The following is a 21,430-nucleotide window of genomic DNA, read 5'->3' on the forward strand; positions in this document are numbered from 1 at the left end:
TCGATGAATATAAATAACGCTCAATCCTTTGTTAGGTCTGTTCATAATTCACTTTTAATGAATAGCAGTTTAATAATATTTTATTCCAAGTTATGCTAGGGCTAGTTGTAATAACCGTTCATCTCATTATGTCAGAGTCTCCTAGCGCCATGGAAGCCTTCATTCAGGCCCTCCAACCCACATTGCCAAAAGAGCAAGTTGTGGATGATTATGCCCTGCGATATGCGTTGGCGACTGACGCCAGTTTTTATCGATTGATACCGCATTATGTGGTGATGGTAAAAAACGCCCACCAAGTACAACATATCATTAAACAAGCAAACCGTTATGCTATCCCACTGACCTTTAGGGCTGCTGGAACCAGTTTGTCAGGGCAGGCAATCAGCGACAGTGTGTTAGTGGTACTCAGCGATGATTGGCAGGATATCGATATTGCACCAAGTGGTGAGTGGGTCAAAGTATGCCCTTCAATGATAGGGGCGAAGGTGAATGCCTTACTTGCTCCATTCGGGCGAAAAATTGGCCCTGATCCGGCGTCAATCAACACCTGTAAGATAGGCGGTATTGCTGCTAACAATGCCTCGGGTATGTGTTGTGGGGTAAAGAATAACAGTTACCACACGCTTAAAGACATGACCCTTATCTTCGCCGATGGCACGCGACTGGATACCAGTAGTGTGGCCAGCATCGAGCAGTTTAAGCAATCTCATGAAACCTTTATAGAAGCGCTAGAAACGCTTGCCCAAGAGGTCAAAGAAAACACGGATTTGGCACATCGTATCAGCCATAAATACCGTTTGAAAAACACCACGGGGTACGGCCTTAACGCGCTTGTGGATTACAACGATGGCATCGACATCATTAAGCATCTGCTTATCGGTTCTGAGGGCACCTTAGGCTTTATCGCCGATATCACCTATAACACGGTTGTTGACCCGCGCTTCAAACAAACAGGCCTATACACCTTTGCTGACGTTGAAAGCGCGTGTGCGCTCATTCAGCAATTAAGTACACTGGAAATTGAAGCGGTGGAGATGCTTGATAAGCGGGCACTCATGTCGGTGCGAGACCACAGTGTAATGCCGCAAAATGTTAACGAATTTCCTGATGATGCTGCGGCGCTGCTAATCGAAATTGCAGGTGGAAGCCAAGCGCAGCTCGATGCAATCAACTCGACAGTGACTGAGCTGCTAGATACATACGCCGACCACCTAGTACATCACTACCCATTGAGTGATGACAAAGTACGCGCGCAAGCACTTTGGAATGTACGCAAAGGCACTTTTCCAGCGGTAGGGGCTGTGCGCAAAACGGGCACCACAGTGATTATTGAAGATGTTGCTTTTGCGCTTGAAGACTTGAGCACAGGCATTCACCGCCTACATCAATTGTTTGATAAACACGGCTACGATGAAGCGATCATTTTTGGCCATGCCTTGGCGGGAAATTTACATTTCGTTTTCACGCAAGGGTTTGATAGTGAAGAGGAAATAACCCGCTATGAGCGCTTTATGGCTGACGTGGCACAGTTAGTCGCTGTTGACTTAAATGGCTCGCTTAAAGCTGAGCATGGAACGGGTCGAAACATGGCACCCTATGTTGAATTGGAGTGGGGCAGTGATGGCTATCAGGTTATGCAGCGCATCAAAGCCTTGTTCGATGAGAAGGGTATTTTAAACCCTGGGGTGATCCTCAACCCTGACGAAAAAGCGCATGTGAAAAACCTCAAAGCAATGCCCGCAAGTGATGCGCAAATTGACCCCTGTATCGAATGTGGGTTTTGTGAACCTGTTTGCCCGTCAAAAGAATACACTTTAACGCCGCGTCAGCGTATCAGCCTCAAACGTCACGAACAACAAATACGCGAGCAGTTGCGCCTGCAACAAGATGCAAGCCAAACCCAACGTTTGCGTCAGAAACTGGGCGCAGTGCAGCAGCGCTATCAGCATTTAGCTATCGACAGCTGTGCTGCGACTGGATTATGTGCAACGCGCTGTCCTGTGGGCATCAATACCGGCGAGTACATTAAGTCTCTACGGGCGCAAAAATCGCAAAGTAGTCGCGTTATCCGTGCAGTGGGCAAGATTGCGGCATCGCACTTTTCGACTACATCAACATTTGCCCGGGTGGGAATTCGTAGCGCGCACGTTGTTGCTAACACCTTGGGGCAGCAACGAATGCAGAACATGAGCCGTTGGCTGCACAAGAATTTTGGTGCGCCCCTTTATTACAGTGCTTGGCCGCACGCGCAACAGCAGCAAATTACTGTAACGGATAAAAGCACATCACCTCGTAAAGTGGTGTATGTCCCCAGCTGCGCCAATCGTATCTTCGCGAATGATGATAAGCGCAGTGTGCAATCTGTATTTGCAAGCCTGTGCCAAAAAGCCGGTATCAGCATAGTGTCCCCTACTAAGCTTGAAGAGCTATGCTGTGGCATGCCATGGAAAAGTAAAGGGCTGAACGAGCAAGCAAAGGACAAGCAAACACAGTTGCACCAAACAATTGCTTCGTTGAGCGAAGATGGCAAGTGGCCAGTGGTCATGGACGCAAGTCCGTGTGCGATGACAAGCCAACTTGGCGATAAAATTGAAGTCATTGATAGTATGACGTTTGCTACAGAACACTTACTACCACGCCTTGATGTTGAGCAGCGCAATGACACCGTGTGGGTGCATATTACCTGTAGTTCTCAGCATATGGATGGCGGCAAAACCATGTTGCAACTGGCCAATGCACTGAGTAAAGACGTGCAAACAACGTCGGTGAGTTGTTGTGGCTTTGCTGGCGACAAAGGCTTCACCCAGCCACAATTAAATGCTCATGCACTACGTGGCCTCAAAGCAAATAAACCGTCTACCTGCGAGCAAGGTTACTCAAACAGCCGCACCTGTGAAATTGGTTTAAAAGAGCACAGTGGCGTGCCTTTTAAGTCGTTATTGCACTTGCTTGATGAACAATCTCAGGGCGCTGAACGATGAAACCATTTCGCCATTAGCTTATAGGTTTTATTTTTGGCTGCGATGCGAATGTTTAAATCTACACAGGACAACAGCGATGCAATAGCGGCGATGATCAACAGGCCATCATCAACGTAACCCAGTGTGGGTGTGAGGTCGTGCAGCAAATCAGCAGGAATAAATAGGTACACGAAGACACCATAAATGGCCAAACGGTGTGCATTGGAACAGTTTTTACTGGTGAACGCGTGGTATAGCATTATAACGGTGCGGATAAATAGAGTGATTGCATCCACGAGTACTGAACGAGCCACAGCTAACACGTGTTTGTGCGTGTGGTATTGCGCTTTGGCTTTGTTATTCATAGTCGTAACTCCGAAAGAGCACTCCCTTGCGATAGACTGGTATCAGTACACTCTAGTGGAGGTTTCTTTCAAGGGTTATTACACGACATTACGACTTTAAAAAAAATAGGAACTAAATCAGCCCAAGCAGTGTACTTGGGCTGCTCTTCATACAGGGTTACTGGCAACTAAAACGGAAACCGTCATCCAGTGCCCGAGGTAAAACCAGCGAATACAAGCCAATATCACCTGTCTGTGTACACATTTGCTCGAACTCACTGCTGCCTGCACCGATCACACCCAAATATTCGATATGAAATACCGGTTTGTTATTTTCGATGAAGGGAGTGAGCATCTCGCACTCATTCCAGCGAATACAGGATTCATTAATAGCGAAGTCGTAGAATGTGTGTAAGTCGTCAAGTTGACTGAGATTGTTTTTCAAGCCAACAAACAACTGGGCGTCATGCGCGGAGGTGGCGATAAACTGATTGTATTCAAGTTGTTGGGCGTAGCTTATAGGGAAACCACTCTGTTGTGTATGCAGGTCTACATTGTCAGGGTCTACTGCATCACAGCCTTTTGCTTTAGCGAGCGCAATGCGGTTTAACATCACTGCTCGCACAGATTCGTGCCTCGTATCTAACCAATATTCTCCGGGCCAATCACCCAATGGCTCACCTAAGGCTTCTGGTGCAAAATCAGTGGCATCTTCTCGCCATTCTTCGAATGTACCAGCGGAAAAATAGCATATCGCTTTGGCGCCAGAGTTCTTAATATCGGCAATTGTCTGTTCGCTCACGTCAAACAAGTCGAATACATAGGCATCCACTGTATACTCGAGGTTCAATGCGCCTTGTAATTGCATTTGATAACTCGCGCCTGCGGTTAAAAATGTATCTGCTGGTGGCTCTGTAGGTGGTTCAGTTGGCGGATCTTCTGGATCTGTTGGCGGCTCTTCAGGTTGGCATCGCTTACGCGGACGACAGGTCTGCCCTGAATCAGGGTCTTGTGTTTTCTTTCCCTGAGTTGTGACGTCCTTTGCTCCTCTGGCGTCCACGTTGAAGGAAAATACTAGTGTAACCAAAATTGGTACTAAAATACTGATTAATCGGTACATGGCCAATCCTAAAGTGTTAGTTTAGATTGGCGAAAGTGTATGCCTAACCATGCTATTTAACTAGTTATTAATAACTAATATTTAAAAAATGAGATTAAAGTATTGGTTTTGATGAGTGGCTGTGTAATGTAACAAAGTGCTAAGTCATGAATGAATTAAGCGCGAGCAGTGCTACAGAGGAAAAGATGGTGGCACTAGTTTGTTTTTGGCCACACGACAGTGATGTACGCGCCGCCTGTGTGCGGGTGATTATTCAGTGTTAATTGACCTCCATGCCACAGACATATGCGATCAACGATGTATAAGCCTAAACCATAGCCACTGGCCACCGCGCTTTCTTTAGATGATGAGAATGGATCGAGCAGGGAGTCGGCATCGTTAGGCAGCCCAGGACCATCATCGTAAACTTCAAGAACTTGCTTATCGCCGTCAGTTTTCAAAGTTAATACCACTTTTTTCTGCGCATATTTGACGCCGTTGAAGAGCAAGTTTTGCACCAATACAGAAAAGCTCGCAGGTTCGCAAAACAATTGTTCAACGTCGACAATTGTTTCAATGCTCACATCAGTGAACACTTGATTTTTGCTGGCCTCTTGAGAGATAAAGTGGTTTGCATCAATGCCATCGAGTTCAAGCGGTTTAGTTAAGTATTCAACGCGTGCAAAGTCTAAATACTGGCATAAACGGTTTTCTATCTCGTCTATATTTCGTTGCATCGTTTGCTCGAGTTCGTCATCAACACCACTTTTCAATGACAACATAAAGCGCATGCGCGATAACGGCGTACGAATTTCATGGGAAATAATACGGGATAAGTCTTCATGAAGTTGAATGAATTTGCTAATTCGTTCGGACATGTCGCTGAGACTTTGCGCTAAAGGATAGACCGTTGAGCTGGGCTTTACTTTGGTTTTGAATGCTTTCTTTTCTTTTGCAAAGCGCCGTGCAGCACGCTTTAGGCGCGCTAGATCGCGAAAAACAGGCCAAATAAATGACATCACAAGTAATGCAATTGCACTGTAAGCGAGCAAAAAGTATATGCTGTGCTCTTCGGGTGGGGGCGCAACAGTGATGGGACCGATACGATAGACTTTATTGATATCATCACCGAGCAAATACACATAGTTGCCTTCTTCTTGGCTGACAGTAAGCATTTTATGCTCATTGAGTTGCTGCTGTAATGAAGGAGGCAAAGCGAGCTCTTGTCGAGCTAACATTGCCATGGACTCAGTTTTATTTTCTATCAGGGATGGCCACTGCGAAATAGGTAGCGCGATGTTTGGAGATTGCTCAAATACATAGTTTTGATATATCTGTCCAAAGGCAATTAACGCGGCTATGACGCTAAAAATGATGAATGCATAGAGTCGGAAAAATTGCTTACGCATGTGGCTCGCTGGGTATCTGCAATAGGTAGCCTTCGCCGCGAATGGAAATGATATCGAGCCCCTCGATGTCATGTTCTCTAATTTTACGTCTTAGTCGGCTGATCTTGAGATCTGCGGCTCTGTCTAACCCATCATATTCTCGGCCGATAATCTCTTTAAACAAAGACTCTCGGGACAATGGGGTTGGGTAGTTTTGAATGAACAGCGTCAACAAACGAATTTCATCATCATTTAAGGTGATTCTGTTGTTTGTGGCAAACGAGGCAGCGATGGGCTGTATCAAGTTTTAAGGGGCCGATTACTTTACTTGCTTCCCCTTTGCCACTGAGGCGTAAGCTGTTATTCACTCGGGCAAGCAAGACTTCGGGTCGAATTGGTTTAATTAGATAGTCATTGGCTCCCAAATTTAGCCCTTTAATTTGTGAGCGATCAGAATCTAATGCTGTAAGAAATAACACCGGACAACTGAAGTTCTTTTTCAGCATGGGGAAAAGTTCAAAACCGTTGCCGTCTGGCAGCATTACATCACATAAAATAATGTCAGGATGAAATTGTGCGAATTCAGCCTTGAACTGAGCAATTGTGTTCACGGTCGTAACATCAAGTCCGTTTTGACTCAAAAAACGACTAATTAAGTTGGCTAATTCCTTGTCGTCTTCAATTAATAAAACTTGATGATTCACTGTTATATACCCCAACCAAAGCGTCTTCGAACGCGATAATTCTTAGATGTCAGTTTTCCCACGGTGAGCTTTTTTTGAGCAAGTATTTCGCCTGATTCACTGATTAATGTGATATTTGTCGTTGTCGCAAGAGTTAAACTGTATGTGGTTTTCACCCTGTTGCCGGCGAAACATTCGCGTTGCACCTTGGGTAAATCAATAACAATACATAACCCTTGGTGAACCGATGATGAGGCACTTACTTGCACCTCCATTTTACACTTTGTTGCCTCGTTATCTTGAATACAGGTGTGCGGCGTCACGTCTAAAGTAGGCGCAACGTTACCCTGCAACGCAGACGGTACTAACGCTAAAGCAACAAAGTAATCAATCAGCATGTGATTCTTATTAGATTAAAACTCAAATGTAATTCCCGTAAAGCCAGTCATATACTGGTCTCGATTGAACATAGGAGTATCACTTAAATCCTTATCAATCCACGTATTTGAGACACTTAGCATAGCACTAAAATGTTCACTAAGTGGGTACGTGTATTCTAACTTTGCATGGTAGTTCACAGCAGCACCACCTAAGTCATATCTTAGGATACGTGATATGGACTCAGTTGGCTGTACGCGATAATAGTATTCAATTAACTCGCTACTTTTTTGGGTGGCACCCACTTCACTGACGAACTGGCCACCGAAAATCGTTTTTGCATAATACGCAGCAAACTTGTTTTCAGAACCGTTGTGAACACTGGTGATGTCATGCAATGTTGTTAATTCCACGCCCCAGTTTTTGCCAGCATAACCAAATGTTAGTCCAGCTTCATAGGAGATGCTTCGTTCTATTGGCGTTAAATAGATTGGCGTTGCTTGTGGTCTGCCCGGACGCTCTAAGTCTCGCACTGCATTCACTGCGAATAACTTGTCAATTCCGTCTAATTCGAAGAAAAACCCATCTTCGTTGAATGTACCTACCACATCAACGTAGAAAGAATCAGTTTGATAAAGACTATAGCCTAGGGAAAAATCATCGAAGTACCAGTTTTCGCCATAATAAGCGAAGTGAGGCAAGACAACAGAACGTACGTGTTCTGCGCCACGTATCGGATTTTCGATACCACCGTATCCCACAGTGATAGACGCCTCAAACGTGCCAACCTCTATGTATTGCGCAGCCTCAGGAGCCTTGCTTTGAGCAAGCCCTGATAAGGGAAATAGTGTGCATACTAAGAGTATGTATTTATTCATAACTCAAGTGTGTTCCTTTTCAGTGTTAACTGAATCTTAATTAATTGGCGCCGTTGTGCAACACAGGTTTCGATAGTCTCTCACCTTTGTAGCATCTATAACCAGTATAAAATTTTCACCAATAATTAACCTTATGATTTAAATGGTATTTTTATTTCAAGAATTCTGCTTAGGTGTACAAAAAGCTACATAACTGATGGAAGGTTGCAACAGTATTTAGAGTGTTAACACTAATTAATATTTTTGTATCAGCAATGTACAAAAGTGTACACGGAGTTGTTAGTTGTGCTCTGAGTTAATGTGATTGAATCGAGATGTTAAATATTTTCGATGTATTCGAAATTACATCCTCTTTTATACACATAGTTAGGGTTAATTATGAAGAAGACAACTATCGCAACTGCTGTTGGTGTTGCACTGTTTAGTGCGACATCATTGTATGCTGCAGTGAACGCAAGTGGCCAATCGGTCAATGTAGAAAACAAACTAAAAGCGCCTCAAATCAGCCTTGAAGGTGTTCAAGCACTACAACAACAATTAAGTACTCAAGGTCTTGAAGCTGGAAATATTGACGGTGTTAATGTTCAGCTGAATGCGCAAGCAGGTAAATTTGTTAAGGAAAACATCGAAGGTGAACATATTTATATCGTTCGTCTTCGCGACGCGTCGGTAGCTGTCGCTGCTCAGGATCCCAACTCTGCACTAACTCGTTCAATGGGTCCTAATACAGGTAAGCTTTTTGAACGTGGACAGCCTACTTCAAAAGCCGTTGTTATGTACGAGCGTGAACTACGTAACAAGCAAGAAAGCGTAATGCAAGAAGTAACCGCTGTGACTGGCCGCACTGAAATGCGCCATCAGTTCACTAAAGCGATTAACGGTTTCTCAGTGAAAATGACTGAGCAAGAAGCCGCAAACATTGCAAATCTTGGCAGCGTAGCATCTGTAATGCGCTCTAAGCATTACGACTTACTCAGTGATGAAGGTCCAAAAACAATTCACGCTGACAAAGTATGGTCAGGTGCAGCTTCACCAACAGGTGTAAAGCATAAAGGTGAAGGTCAAATCATCGGTATTATCGATACCGGTATCAACTCGGATCACCCATCTTTCGCAGATGTGGGCGGTGACGGTTACGATCACACTAACCCGTGGGGGCCAGATCAATACGTAGGTGACTGTGTTGAAGATGCAGAGCACATCCAGTGTAACGACAAACTAATCGGTGTACGTTCTTACGACATTATCACAGATACTTTCTCTGCGATGATTCCAGGCTGGCCAGCAATCGGTGAAGATTACCAAGGTCACGGTTCACACGTAGCTTCTACCGCAGCCGGTAACGTTGTAAAAGACGTGCCCTATATGATGGCCGGTGTGGGTGAAAACCAAGACGGTGTTGTACTAAAAGAAGCATTGTTCCCTGAGATTTCAGGTGTTGCTCCACACGCTAACATCATTGCTTATCAAGTGTGTCACGCCGACAACGAATCAGGTTACCGTGGCTGTCCTGGTGAAGCACTTGTAGCGGGTATCGAAGATGCCATTTCTGATGGCGTTGATGTTATTAACTTCTCAATCGGTGGTGCAGACTCAAATGTGTGGGCTGACCCAGTTCAGTTAGCATTCTTGTCAGCACGTGAAGCAGGTATCAACGTTGCAGCAGCGGCGGGTAACTCAGGTACGGGCGTTTGCGGTGGCTCTGAGTGTATGGGTTACCTTGATAACTCGTCACCTTGGTTAGCGCAAGTTGCTGCAACAACGCATGGCCGTGAAGTGGCGATTGATACTGTTGTTGAATATGCAGGCTTTATCGACCCTGCAATGGGTTCAGAAGTACCTAAATGGGCTGATATGGGCCTAGTGGGTGGTGCATTGAACGACACAGAAATCACGGGTGTCGTGGTTTGGGCAAAAGACTATGAAGACATCAATGGTGCAAAAGACAGCCAAGGTTATTGCGTAACTGAATACCCTGCAGGTACGTTCGATTTCTTCAAAGATGGTTCTGAAATCCCAGGCGCAGCTTCTGGCGATACGAACGTCATTGTTATCTGTCAGCGTCATGATCCACAAGATCCTAATGGTAACGCGCGTACTGCAAAAGTAGACAATGTTAAGGCGGGCGGTGCAGATGGTTTCATCATGTACAACCAAAATAAAGACCAAGGTACGGTTCCACAGTCATACTCTCTACCAGGTGTCCACTTCACATACAATCAGTGGAATGGTGTTTACCCTGATGATGGTCTAGAAGATTGGGTTGATAGTTTTAGTGAAAAAGGTCACATGATCACTATCAAACCGACTGCAATTGAGCGTCGTATCAATGAAGAAAACGCGGATTGGTTAGCAAACTTCTCTTCACGTGGCCCTTCATACTCAAACGTTGAAATTCTAGCGCCGACTGTAGCAGCACCGGGTGTTGATATTTATGCAGCGTTCTCAGACGAGCACCCATTCGTATCTATGCCATTTGGCGCTGACTATGCGGCACTAAGTGGTACATCAATGGCCTCTCCTCATGTTGCTGGTGCATTAGCGCTTATTCGTCAAGCGAACCCAGAGTGGACTGCATCTGAAGTGCAATCGGCGTTGATGATGACGACTGACAATGAAGTTCAGTACTGGCGTTTAAACCAAGTTGGTTCAGAGTCTGACCAAGCGGGTATCTACCGTGCAGGTACAGGCCGTATCAACGTTGAAAACGCGGTTAAATCAGGTCTTGTAATGGATGAAACTGCAGCGAACTTCCTAGCTGCTGACCCATTCAATGGTGGTACTCCTCACCAGTTAAACATGCCTAACCTTGTTGACTTCTCATGTGCACCTGAGTGTCAGTGGGTACGTACTGTTAAAGCCACCAAAGATGGTACTTGGACGGTAAGTCACGAGGACGTAGTGAACTGGGCATTTGATATGCGTTCACAGTCTGCGCAAAACGGTGTGAACATCGAAGTTACTCCGAAAACGTTCTCACTTAAAGCGGGTGAAACGCAAACAATCGTTGTTAAAGCATCGGTCATGGACACGCAAGATTGGTTCTCTAACTCAGAAGTAGAGTTGCACACTAATCTTGTTTTCCAAGCGCAAGAAGAGAACATTCCAGACGCACACTGGCCAATGGCATTCAAATATGACCGTGGTGACTTACCTTCACGTTTGAACGCCGTAGCGCATGCTGATAACGAAAGTTACGTGGCTAAAGGCATTGTAATGCCGTTGGTAGATAACCCAGTTGCACGTGCCTATAAGCCAGTAAAAGCAGATGTAAAAACGGCGACTATTCCAAAAGATGACGACGGTACATTCCCGTGGGCGCTTAATCGAACAACTGAGGCTAATGAAGCCGATATTCTTGATGAAGCGGTACACACGGGTACAGTAACAGTTGGCCCTAATGCGAAACGTCTTGTTGTTGAAGTGCTAGGTGTTGAATCTGAACTTGAGAATACACTCGCTGTTGGTAACCCAGGTGTTTATGTAGGTAAAGATTACAATGGCGATGGCAAGATTCAGCCTCAAGATGAAATCTTATGTGTATCAAGTCACGTTATTTACGACAACTTCTGTAACATCAATAACCCAGAAGAGGGTGAATATTGGTATATGTTATATAACCACCGTGACAACGGCTATGAAGGTTTAGAAGAAACATTCGACTATGCTGTTGCGGTTGTAAACGATGAAGTAGACAGTGCTATCTCAGCGTCACTTCCTTCAAGTGACGGTATCAATACGGTCGATATGAACGTATCTTGGGACATGGAAATGGAACAAGATGACGTTTTCTACAGCCTGATTGATGTGGGTACATCTGATGTTAATCCAAATAACATTGGCTCAATTCCATTCAAACTAGAGCGTGGCGTGGACCGTGTACACCTAGATGTACCGCAAGCAAAAGCCAAAATCGGTGAAAAAGTACCGTTTACGTTTGAAGTATTAGCTAACAACACAGGTAGCGATCGTAACTTCACGTTCACTGCAGAAATCCCTGAAGGCCTTAACATCAATGCCCAAAATGTGTTGAGCTCACGTAAAGATGTGAACATCGAAGTCGCTGATGGCAAATTGATTGTTTCTGGTACACAAGAAGACACGCGTGACCTAGCACCAGATTACATCGTGACTAATAACATCACTGATGAATCTTGTCGCACACCTGATTTTGGTAACACGAACCCAGGTGGTTACGTTGACTTGTCAAAATTTGGTTTGACACCGATTCTATCTGGTTTTGACGAAAACAACCTGATCACTTTCGACCGTGGTTACACATTACCGGTAAATACATTATTTAGTGGTGTTGATGATGTGAACCTATATAACAATGCTGATGCGTCTAACGTAAGCTACGGCACCATGTCTGTACACGGCAATGGTAAAGTGTCATTTGGCCCAACTCGTCATTTCTCTCCATTTGCTTTGCCATTCCCATACGAGTCATTCCCGTATGAGAGTATTGGTGCACTATGGCGTGGTTGGTTCCCAGGTTATCCAAATGACGTGATGAGTGTAGGCTTGAGTTCACAAGAAGGTATCACTGTTGCAACTACAGGCACATGGGCCATCATCGAGTGGGATAACGCAGCTGACTATGGCGACCCAATTTATGACCGTGCTACGCGTTCATATGAGTGGACGAAACGTGACAACTCGTTCGACTTCGAGGTGATTTTCACACCGTTTACTCGCTTTGGCGAGAACCAGCATGAGATCTATTTGGCTTATGACAACATTGATTTCGGTTCGACAAATACACGCGGCAGTATTGGTATTCAAGGCTTTAAAGGTCAATCTTACTCACGTGGTCCACTAGGTGCATACCTTGGTAAGCAAATCAGCTTAAATGAAGTTGATGAAGTGGTTAAAGATGGAATGGTTGTTTGTATGGACTATGTAGGTCCTGAGTCTTCACAATTCGAAGTAACAGCATGGGCTGATATCACGACTGCTTCAGCAGGCCGTGACATGGAGTTCACTGCGACAATCGAAGTTGATGGCATGGACACTATGGTTAAGTCACACACGCTTTCTGTACCAAGCAACATCGTAATGGTAGAGCTTGATGACATGGAAACTGACGAGAATGAAGCAATCTCATTCGACGTTACCTATGTAGACGAGCACAACTCTGCAAATGAAATCATCGTAACGGGTGACCACATGAGCGCAGAAGTTGACGGTGACACTGTAACTATCACGCCAGAGCAGTACTTCTACGGTGATATCGAAGTAACAGTGACGGTTCAAGATATTGAGAACCCAGCTGATGCAGTATCAAGTACCTTCAACCTAACGGTTGTATCGGATGGTGAAGATGCACCAGTTGTGGTAACGCCAGAGCCAGAAGTTGAGCCTAAAAAATCAAGCTCAGGTTCACTCGCTTGGTTGTTACTACTGAGCCCTCTTGCGCTATTGAGACGTAAGCGTAGCTAATTAGCTACAGACTTCATAGAAACCCAAAGGGCTCATTAAGAGCCCTTTTTTATGCCTGTTATTTGATACTCACCTTAATTATGTCAGTGCCAACAACGCCATAGTGGACTTGCCCTTTATCATCGCTCAATAAAAAAGCCGCGCTTTGATGACGATAAGGGAACGCTTGTTTTGGGCACACAAGGAGCGGTGTTTTATTAACAAGGGTGACGACAGATGGTTCAGTGCAACCTTGTCCTCGTCTCATTGCATCAGTAAATTGCATCTGGGTTAGCTCATTTCCCATATCACGACTAATAGGAAGCGGTAATTGATAAAACAGTCCTTGTGCGTCTAACTCCTGAAATCCTGCGCGAACGCTGTCGATATCGCCTAGTTCACTCACTCTTGCACCGTTGCCTTCGTTCTTTATGGCCAAGTCAGTTTGATAATTACCGAACGGACCTCGGACGGTGACGTTTTTAATTAATACGTCAACGAAGGCATCTTTGGCGTTAAAAGGAATAGCGTCATACACAGCAATATCGGTGCCTTGCCATGACTGAGCGACGATGCTGTCGATTATTTCTTTGTACATCACGCGATTAAGCTTGCGAGCTACGCTGCGAGCGGGGTCATTAAAGTAAGCGCCCGACTCAATCAAAATGGTGCGCATGCCCATTTCTGAGAAGGTGTCGCCGAAACTGCGATAGGAATAACTATCATCGTATTTTGCAAGGTGCCCTGGAACGTGTTGGTTAATGCTGGTGCTTAAATGCGCGATTAAGCGCATGGCATCACCACGACTCGTATTGATATCGCGTGCATGATTATAAGCAGGTGCCAGCACAGAAATAGTGGCTGGTTTGGCGGTTTGACCCACACCATAATAGGCATTTTGGTCGTGAAGATTAAATGCGAAATCGGCGCCAAACTCTTGCGCAACACCCATGAGGATATTGCCTTCGGGTGTATTGAGTGCTTTAGCATCTCGGTTTATATCTATTCCTTGAGCATTGCGTCGTGTTTGCTTGGCTGCACCGTCTGGATTGAGCATGGGGATCATTTTTAGCGTGATCTTGTTTTGCCACGTCGCTCGCCATTGCTCTTGGTTATCATCAAGGCTAAAAGAGAGGAAATCGAACAGGGCTTTGGTTGCGGTGTTTTCATCGCCATGCATTTGGCTCCACATCAACACTTTGGTTGGTCCGTTACCTAGGGTGATAGCATATATTGGTCGCTGCTCGTAAGAATTGCCGAGCAGTTCGACCTTTATATCATCCCGCTTAGCCAAGGACTCGATAACAGGGTAAATGTCATCTGGCGCGATAGCGAGTTCGTTGAAACTCTCTATATAGGTGTTGGCAATGCTTGCATGTTCAGGATTATTTGCACTCATAACTGTAAAGGGGGTTAACAAAGCACCGCAAACTAGTGTAGTTTTAAACATAAGGAAATCATTATTCTATTTATAATTTTAATTTAGAATAATGTATTTTTCGTGTCGCGTCTAAAAACATAAAAAGGAAAGTCGATGAGAGCGTATCTATATGCTGCAACCACCTTGTTACTGTCGCTCAACGCAGCGGCGACGGAGGTCCCTGCTAATCAAGATAAAGGGGAGTTTGTGGCGATAGCGTCAATCGCGCCTGATGTTATACAAGACATTCGCTATTTCACAGATAATAACTTTGTTGGTGCGCCTGTGGATGGTTATGAAGCGGCCAAATGTATTTTGCATCGTGATGCAGCAAAGGCATTGGCGGCTGCGCAAAAACAAGCCAGCAAGCAAGGTTACACGTTTAAGGTATTCGACTGTTATCGCCCACAACGCGCAGTGGACCACTTTGTGCGCTGGGTGAATGATGAAACAGATCTTAAAACGAAAGCAGAATATTACCCTAATCTAGGAAAGGACAAATTACTCGGTGGCTACATCGCGGCAAAGTCTGGTCACAGTCGCGGGGCGACGATGGACTTGACCCTCGTTGATAACAAAACGGGTGAGGAACTGGATATGGGGTCGCCGTTTGATATGTTCGATACGCTATCGAACACCGACGATCCACGCGTTACGGATGCGCAAAGAGCGAATCGTTATTTACTGCGCGACATCATGGTTGCCTATGGGTTTGCACCATACGCAATGGAATGGTGGCATTTCTCACTTAAACCGCAACCCTATGCGGATACTTATTTTGATTTCGTGGTGAAATAAAAAATTGGCGCTAATTCAAGCGCCGTTTTTAGTTTTATTTGTTGCTGTAAACCGCGTTGTAGGCATCTTTTACAGCTTCGTCAGTAATAGCCTTGGCAATTCCGCGGCGCAATCCCATACGCCAGCGATCGATATGGCGCTGCTCAACTTCACAGGGTTTTCTGGAGCAATTGTTATTTTCTGCTGATATTTGCTCAAACCAAATCTTGTCTTCGGAATAATGGATATCAAGGCGCAGCGTGTAGCCTTTGTGATCCAGCAAGGCTTTAACAAGACCGGGAGATTGCTCCACAACGTTCCATTCATACTGCTTCAAGCCTTTATTGATAACCGCTGCGGGGTCGGTCACATAGTCTGACAGATAAAAGGGATCATTATAAAAGGTATACTCTACAGAAGTCTGGGCAATTGCGTTTGTAACTAAACCTAGGCTGATGCCCGCGATACACAAGCGTACTGATCGTTGTAATGATTTCATGTTACACATTCCCCAAAGCACGTTTGAGCTCTTTTACCAACGAGCGATTGTATTTGTAATAATTGCGGTGCGTTTTATAGCAAAAATCACCTTTTTGGATGGCACATTGATAGTCATTCACGCCCCCTGCAAATTTTATCTGCACCGCATCATCGTTGTATTCGATTCGATGGATTATTGCATGACCTTTATAATCCCATCGAGCTAACACATAACCCTCTCCTTCACCTTCGACCAACCAGGCTACTCCTTTCGTTTGTTGCATGCCTTTGAGAATCGCCAATCGTGCTTTTTTTGAATTGCCAGTTGGGTTGGGAATCAAATCGTAAATGGCTTTCATTTTCTTAGCTGAAACACCACCAGAAACTTTTTGGTATTCAAAAACAGTAGGTTCTGCATGTGATTGAGCACTCAAAAAAAGCGCACTGGCCGCAATGCAAGAGCAGAGCAATCGATTCATAAGATGTCCTTTCTATCTTTATTCTTAGGAAGTTGTAATGCGCGTTGGCCATTTTTAGTGTCATTACGGCACGGCTAAAAATCGCGATAACGCCCCAAAGCAGATAGTTACATTTATTGAATTAACTTTCTAGTTTCTAATTGGTTGCTTTTGGGGTACAAATTAAATCACGGTCAGCGTCTATAGTTAGCTTTGTTCACAGTAATTCTAGATTGAAGCAACTTATCAGTCATCGAGGGAAATATGAAACCTGTCATAGCCGATAACAAACCTGCCAAAGTCAACCTAACGAAAGGAGAGGAATACTATTTTTGCGCCTGCGGTCGATCTAATAACCAGCCGTTTTGTGATGGTTCTCATGCGGGTACTGAATTCAAACCCAAGTCGTTTGTAGCGCAAGAAACGGGCGATGCTTATTTGTGCCAATGTAAATACAGCGCGAATACGCCATTTTGCGATGGCACGCATAAGCAATTTGAAGCCGAGGACGTCGGAAGTGAAGGGCCTCAACAACAAGACAAGCAAGGTGGTGCGCCTCAAGCGAAGGCAACAAAAGAAGAGCCAACGGTTGAGTTCATTCATCAGTTGGCGAAAGACGGTCTTGTCACCTTTGGTCATCATGGACCAATGACTTCCATGGGGGTTCCTCGCTATAAGTTGCCACATTGGGACGATATTCAAATCATGACGGCACAAATGGCAACGCAGCCATTGATGGAAGATGTGTCTGTATCCACTGAGTTAGTGATCGGGCCAAAGGCAAAAAAACCACTGATATTGAATATCCCTCTATTTGTTTCGGATATGAGTTTTGGTGCCTTGTCAGAAGAAGCAAAAACGGCGCTAGCGAAGGGGGCTGAACTTGCGGGCACCGGTATATGTTCTGGTGAAGGGGGGATGTTGCCAGAAGAGCAGCAGGCCAACTCTCGTTATTTTTATGAATTGGCGAGCGCACAATTTGGCTTTGATGAAGAGAAGCTCAAAAACGTGCAAGCGTTCCATTTTAAAGGGGGGCAGGGGGCAAAGACAGGCACTGGTGGGCATTTACCTGGCACCAAAAATATTGGCAAAATTTCCCAAGTACGTGGTATCCCTGAAGGGGAACCTGCTATTTCTCCGCCAACCTTTAAAGACTTGCATACCGTAGAGGATTTCAAACGATTTGCTGACCGAGTCAGAGAAATTACCGGCGGCATTCCGATAGGCTTTAAGCTCAGTGCGAATCACATTGAACGAGATATCCAATTTGCACTCGATGCCAGTGCAGATTACATCATACTCGATGGTCGAGGGGGTGGCACAGGTGCTGCACCAGAGATGTTTCGTGATCACATAAGTGTCCCTACTATCCCTGCGTTAGCACGTGCTCGCCATTATCTCAATGCTCAAGGGAAGAGTGGTGAAGTCACCCTAATCATCACCGGGGGCTTGCGAGTACCGATTGATTTCGTCAAAGCGCTTGCGCTCGGAGCGGATGGCGTCGCAATCGCTAATTCTGCAATGCAAGCAATTGGTTGTGTGGGGGCGCGCATGTGCAATACCAATAATTGCCCTGCAGGCATAGCAACGCAAAAGCCAGAATTAAGAGCGCGTCTAAATATAGATGCTTCGGCGCAACGACTAGGTAATTTCCTAGCAGCCAGTACAGAGCTCATGCAAGTAATGGCAAGAGCCTGCGGGCACGATTCATTAAATCAGTTCAACCCAGATGATATCGCCACTTGGAATCGCGATATGGCGTTACTCAGCGGTATCCAATACAGCGGCTTATTGCCACCAATCGGCTAGTATTTCAGTCAACTCAATCAATTAACTACCAAGTTTGATTGAGTTGACTGTTTTTTGCACAAAAAGTGCGCTGAATGCCTAGGTAAAGTGAAAGTGCTGTGTTAATATGCACGCGTCTGATGAGTTCTACCCAGATTCGAAATTTGCTTTTGTACTTCAGTTCTTCGTGTGTTCTATCTAAGTAATGTTCCACCCCGAATTAAAGCAGCGTAAGCCAATCGTGTTAGCTAGTACTTAACTCGGCAATTCCGTTGCATTTGCAACACTATGATATACATTATTTTTTGGAGACACATTATGTCTAAAGCAACTGGTACAGTTAAATGGTTCGACGAAGCAAAAGGCTTTGGTTTTATTACTCCTGCTGACGGCAGCAAAGACGTATTCGTACACTTCCGTGCGATCGTTTCAGAAGGCGGTTTCCGCACTCTAACTGAAGGTCAAAACGTTGAGTTTACAGTAGAGCAAGGTCAAAAAGGCCCTCAAGCTTCTGACGTTAAAGCTATCTAATTAGCTGATACGAATGAGCGAAGCGTTCGCTTCGCTCATAAACCCCTTTCTATTTTCAGTTTTACCCACTTTACCCATACTTAAGACTTTCTTAAGTTTTTCTTAAGTTTCATTTTATAACCTGCTAACAGCGTCATTGTTGTAGTATGTTATGAAAGCAATAAACCATCTTTACACTGTTCTAAAACCTTATCTCGCGTTGGTAGTTGTACTTTTAGCGATTCTTTCAATCAGTCGACTTGCGCTGTTTTTGTGGTTGCAACAACGTATTGGTGACATCAATGCAGCACAATTATTCATAGGCGGCTTACGCATAGACATCAGCACCAGTGCTTATCTAAGTGCGCCGTTGCTACTGATAACCATTCTTACCTCATTTGTTGGCAAAGGTGCCAATAGTCTAAATCGTGTTACCTCTGTGTATAGCGCATTTGTAGTCACCCTTGTGGTGCTCACTGAATTAGCTACGCCAGCGTTTATAAACCAATATGATGTTCGCCCTAACCGACTATTCATCGAATACTTGGCGTACCCACAAGAAGTGTTTTCGATGCTGGTACATGGTCACTTGGCGGCGCTTTTAGTCAGTGTGGTATTGGCTGCAGGTGCTTTTGTCATCGCTAAACAATTTTTCACTCGAATAGGACAAAACAAGCAGGACTCACGCTCTTTGCTGAGCGCTAGCTTGTTGTGTTTGTTGGTTTTACCGCTTGTGGCATTGGGGGCAAGAGGCACACTAGGTCATCGCCCGATAAATCCAGCTCTTGTCTATTTCTCACAAGATGCGTTAGTTAATTCCCTGACACTGAATTCACTTTATAGCGTTGCCTTCGCATATAAAAATATGAGCAGTGAACAAGGTGCTCAGGAATTGTATGGACGACTCAGTCAAGATGAGATTATCGATATTGTTAAACACGAGAGTTTTAAAGGGTCGTTTGTGTCTGAGCAAATACCGACGCTTGCAACCAATACACCTTTCAATCAGGGACCTAAAAAGAACCTTGTGATAATCCTAGAAGAAAGTTTGGGGGCACGTTTTGTCGGCACGCTGGGTGGTGTGGGCCTCACGCCCTACATTGACAAGCTTTACGAGCAAGGCTGGGGCTTCGATAGTTTATACGCCACAGGTACGCGCTCTGTACGTGGAATTGAAGCAGTCATGACAGGCTTTTTACCCTCCCCGTCACGTTCTGTGGTAAAGCTTTCTAAATCTCAGCAACATTTTTCGACAATTGCCCAAGTGCTTGCAAATCAAGGCTATACAACTCAATTTGTGTATGGTGGAGAAAGCCACTTTGACAATATGAAAAGCTTCTTTTTAGGCAACGGCGTGCAGCAAATTGTTGATTTCGATGACATTGAAGACCCACAATTTGTGTCATCTTGGGGAGCCAGTGACGCAGATTTGTTCCGCCAAGCTGATAAGGAGCTTGTTAAGTTGAATGCTCAGGACAAACCGTTTTTCAGTCTTATTTTTACTTCTAGCAACCATGACCCATTTGAGATACCACAAGACAGTGTTGAGCTACCTCAGGGATTTAGTAGTGACAACCCTGCGCGAGACAAGGCCATTATGTATGCAGACAAAGCGTTAGGTGAATTTATTACCACAGCGCAACGCCAAGAATATTGGCAAAATACGGTGTTCTTAGTCGTTGCTGATCATGATGTGCGGGTTTACGGCAAAGAGCCAGTGCCCATTAAATCTTTCCACATCCCAGCAGTTATTCTCAATGCCGGGGTGCAAAAGCGAGATCAGCGCTTAGTGAGCCAAATTGATTTACCCGTCACATTGCTATCCCTTGTTGGTGTTGATGCACCGACTCCGATGACAGGCTTGGATCTTACCAAAGAGTATCCTGTAGAGCGGGCAATGATGCAGTACTACGACAATTTTGCTTACATTGAAAATAACACCGCCAGCATACTTATGCCGGGGAAAAAAGTGAGCTATTGGCACTATGACAAACACGCCAAAGAGCAAACAGAAGTGCCAGAAGATGCGAGTATGAAAGTGATTAGTCACAAAGCGCTGGCCCATGTTCTATTTAGTTCAATGGCCTATCAGCAGCAGTTGTACCGTTTGCAGGACTAGCGTCGAAATTCTGTGGCTTGCTCAATATTGTAACTAGTTACATGAGCCACGAGCTCTGGGAAAAATGTTAAAAACACGGCATTGAACTCATCATAGTGAGCTTCGATGTCGTGCACGGCACCTGCAAATGAATTAGTGAAACGGATGCGCTTGGCGATGTTGTTTAACGCTAAGTCCACACCATCGAGTGAGGCATACGTTGCAAACCAATCATCGTTACACATACGCCCGACCACATGCTGCATCCTCGCTGGCATAGATTGTGATTTAGTTTGCAATAAACGGTAGCTGCGCGCACAAAAATCGCTAAATGGCAACGAGTTGAATGTTGACCAATGTTGAATCAAGAGATGATCAAACAACACATCAGTTGCGACACTTGCGAACCTACGTCTGTGGGGGCTGAACAGTGCCCTTGTGCGCTTTACGAAAGGGTGATTGTCGGTGAATTTGTCTACCAATATGTGGTTGTCTAACCCTAACTTGACCGGTTTGCTGAGTTCATCTGTATTAACACCTCGGCGAAAATCACCTAACAGATTGCCAATATGGGAATCTGCAGTAGGCTGCGCTAAATAAAGATGAGCTAGGTAATTCATTAAACTCCAGCCAGTGTGAACGAGTGGAAATTCACAATTAACTCTCTTTGAGTATGTGCCAATTCTCCTGCTTATTATGCACGAGTTAACATATAATGGCACGGTTCAAAAGAGCGCTAAACGCTGTG

Annotated in this window: 17 protein-coding genes; 6 read left to right on the forward strand and 11 right to left on the reverse strand. The window is 44.9% G+C overall.

Annotation, left to right across the window (positions count from 1 at the left end; translation table 11 throughout):
- Positions 1 to 128: 128 nt before the first annotated feature.
- Complete coding sequence (locus tag ACH19P_RS15805) at positions 129 to 2,981, forward strand: FAD-binding and (Fe-S)-binding domain-containing protein (protein ID WP_462159561.1); 2,853 nt, start codon at positions 129 to 131, stop codon at positions 2,979 to 2,981.
- On the opposite strand, the gene ACH19P_RS15810 is transcribed toward ACH19P_RS15805, so the two are convergent.
- The 7 genes from ACH19P_RS15810 to ACH19P_RS15840 all read right to left on the reverse strand — a co-directional run bounded on the left by ACH19P_RS15810 (position 2,963) and on the right by ACH19P_RS15840 (position 7,730).
- Positions 2,963 to 3,325, reverse strand: coding sequence for a YkvA family protein (locus tag ACH19P_RS15810; RefSeq protein ID WP_462159562.1), 363 nt, complete (start codon positions 3,323 to 3,325; stop codon positions 2,963 to 2,965). The two genes, ACH19P_RS15805 and ACH19P_RS15810, sit on opposite strands and share 19 nt — an antisense overlap.
- A 157-nt stretch (positions 3,326 to 3,482) precedes the next feature.
- Positions 3,483 to 4,424: an endo alpha-1,4 polygalactosaminidase gene (locus ACH19P_RS15815; RefSeq protein WP_462159563.1), complete on the reverse strand. Its 942-nt coding sequence runs from the start codon at positions 4,422 to 4,424 to the stop codon at positions 3,483 to 3,485.
- A gap of 194 nt (positions 4,425 to 4,618) precedes the next feature.
- Positions 4,619 to 5,812 carry a sensor histidine kinase gene (locus ACH19P_RS15820; protein WP_462159564.1) on the reverse strand — a complete coding sequence of 398 codons (1,194 nt, stop codon included), beginning with the start codon at positions 5,810 to 5,812 and terminating at the stop codon, positions 4,619 to 4,621.
- Positions 5,805 to 6,023: a winged helix-turn-helix domain-containing protein gene (locus ACH19P_RS15825; RefSeq protein ID WP_462159565.1), complete on the reverse strand. Its 219-nt coding sequence runs from the start codon at positions 6,021 to 6,023 to the stop codon at positions 5,805 to 5,807. Before ACH19P_RS15825 ends, ACH19P_RS15820 begins: the two co-directional genes overlap by 8 nt.
- 16 nt (positions 6,024 to 6,039) lie before the next feature.
- Positions 6,040 to 6,495, reverse strand: coding sequence for a response regulator transcription factor (locus tag ACH19P_RS15830; RefSeq protein WP_462159566.1), 456 nt, complete (start codon positions 6,493 to 6,495; stop codon positions 6,040 to 6,042).
- A 2-nt stretch (positions 6,496 to 6,497) separates the two neighbouring features.
- Complete coding sequence (locus ACH19P_RS15835; protein ID WP_462159567.1) at positions 6,498 to 6,872, reverse strand: DUF3019 domain-containing protein; 375 nt, start codon at positions 6,870 to 6,872, stop codon at positions 6,498 to 6,500.
- Between the two features lie 15 nt (positions 6,873 to 6,887).
- Entirely contained in the window at positions 6,888 to 7,730 is an 843-nt protein-coding gene (locus ACH19P_RS15840) for a MipA/OmpV family protein (protein ID WP_462159568.1), read from the reverse strand.
- Positions 7,731 to 8,108: 378 nt separating this feature from the next.
- Here ACH19P_RS15840 and ACH19P_RS15845 point away from each other — a divergent pair, with 378 nt between their 5' ends.
- Positions 8,109 to 13,172, forward strand: coding sequence for a S8 family serine peptidase (locus ACH19P_RS15845; protein ID WP_462159569.1), 5,064 nt, complete (start codon positions 8,109 to 8,111; stop codon positions 13,170 to 13,172).
- A 58-nt stretch (positions 13,173 to 13,230) separates the two neighbouring features.
- On the opposite strand, the gene ACH19P_RS15850 is transcribed toward ACH19P_RS15845, so the two are convergent.
- On the reverse strand, positions 13,231 to 14,601 hold the full coding sequence (locus tag ACH19P_RS15850; protein WP_462159570.1) for a M14 family zinc carboxypeptidase: 1,371 nt from the start codon (positions 14,599 to 14,601) through the stop codon (positions 13,231 to 13,233).
- A gap of 84 nt (positions 14,602 to 14,685) precedes the next feature.
- On the opposite strand from ACH19P_RS15850, the gene ACH19P_RS15855 reads away from it, so the two are divergent.
- Positions 14,686 to 15,369, forward strand: a complete 684-nt coding sequence (locus tag ACH19P_RS15855) for a M15 family metallopeptidase (RefSeq protein WP_462159571.1) — start codon at positions 14,686 to 14,688, stop codon at positions 15,367 to 15,369.
- Between the two features lie 34 nt (positions 15,370 to 15,403).
- On the opposite strand, the gene ACH19P_RS15860 is transcribed toward ACH19P_RS15855, so the two are convergent.
- Both ACH19P_RS15860 and ACH19P_RS15865 read right to left on the reverse strand, forming a co-directional pair.
- Positions 15,404 to 15,847, reverse strand: a complete 444-nt coding sequence (locus ACH19P_RS15860; RefSeq protein ID WP_462159572.1) for a hypothetical protein — start codon at positions 15,845 to 15,847, stop codon at positions 15,404 to 15,406.
- 1 nt (position 15,848) lies between these two features.
- The gene (locus ACH19P_RS15865; RefSeq protein WP_462159573.1) at positions 15,849 to 16,307 is read right to left on the reverse strand and encodes a hypothetical protein; all 459 of its coding nucleotides are present in this window, start codon (positions 16,305 to 16,307) and stop codon (positions 15,849 to 15,851) included.
- 231 nt (positions 16,308 to 16,538) lie between these two features.
- Here ACH19P_RS15865 and ACH19P_RS15870 point away from each other — a divergent pair, with 231 nt between their 5' ends.
- The 3 genes from ACH19P_RS15870 to ACH19P_RS15880 all read left to right on the forward strand — a co-directional run bounded on the left by ACH19P_RS15870 (position 16,539) and on the right by ACH19P_RS15880 (position 20,703).
- A complete protein-coding gene (locus ACH19P_RS15870) occupies positions 16,539 to 18,095 on the forward strand; it encodes a glutamate synthase-related protein (RefSeq protein WP_462160186.1) in 1,557 nt (518 codons plus the stop codon).
- Between the two features lie 297 nt (positions 18,096 to 18,392).
- Positions 18,393 to 18,605: a transcription antiterminator/RNA stability regulator CspE gene (gene cspE, locus ACH19P_RS15875; protein WP_462159574.1), complete on the forward strand. Its 213-nt coding sequence runs from the start codon at positions 18,393 to 18,395 to the stop codon at positions 18,603 to 18,605.
- Positions 18,606 to 18,756: 151 nt separating this feature from the next.
- Positions 18,757 to 20,703 (forward strand): LTA synthase family protein, encoded by a 1,947-nt coding sequence (locus ACH19P_RS15880; protein ID WP_462159575.1) that lies wholly within the window; start codon positions 18,757 to 18,759, stop codon positions 20,701 to 20,703.
- Here ACH19P_RS15880 and ACH19P_RS15885 read toward each other — a convergent pair.
- Positions 20,700 to 21,302, reverse strand: coding sequence for an acyl carrier protein phosphodiesterase (locus ACH19P_RS15885; RefSeq protein ID WP_462159576.1), 603 nt, complete (start codon positions 21,300 to 21,302; stop codon positions 20,700 to 20,702). The two genes, ACH19P_RS15880 and ACH19P_RS15885, sit on opposite strands and share 4 nt — an antisense overlap.
- Positions 21,303 to 21,430: the final 128 nt, after the last annotated feature.

This window comes from Pseudoalteromonas sp. GB56 (assembly GCF_054923835.1).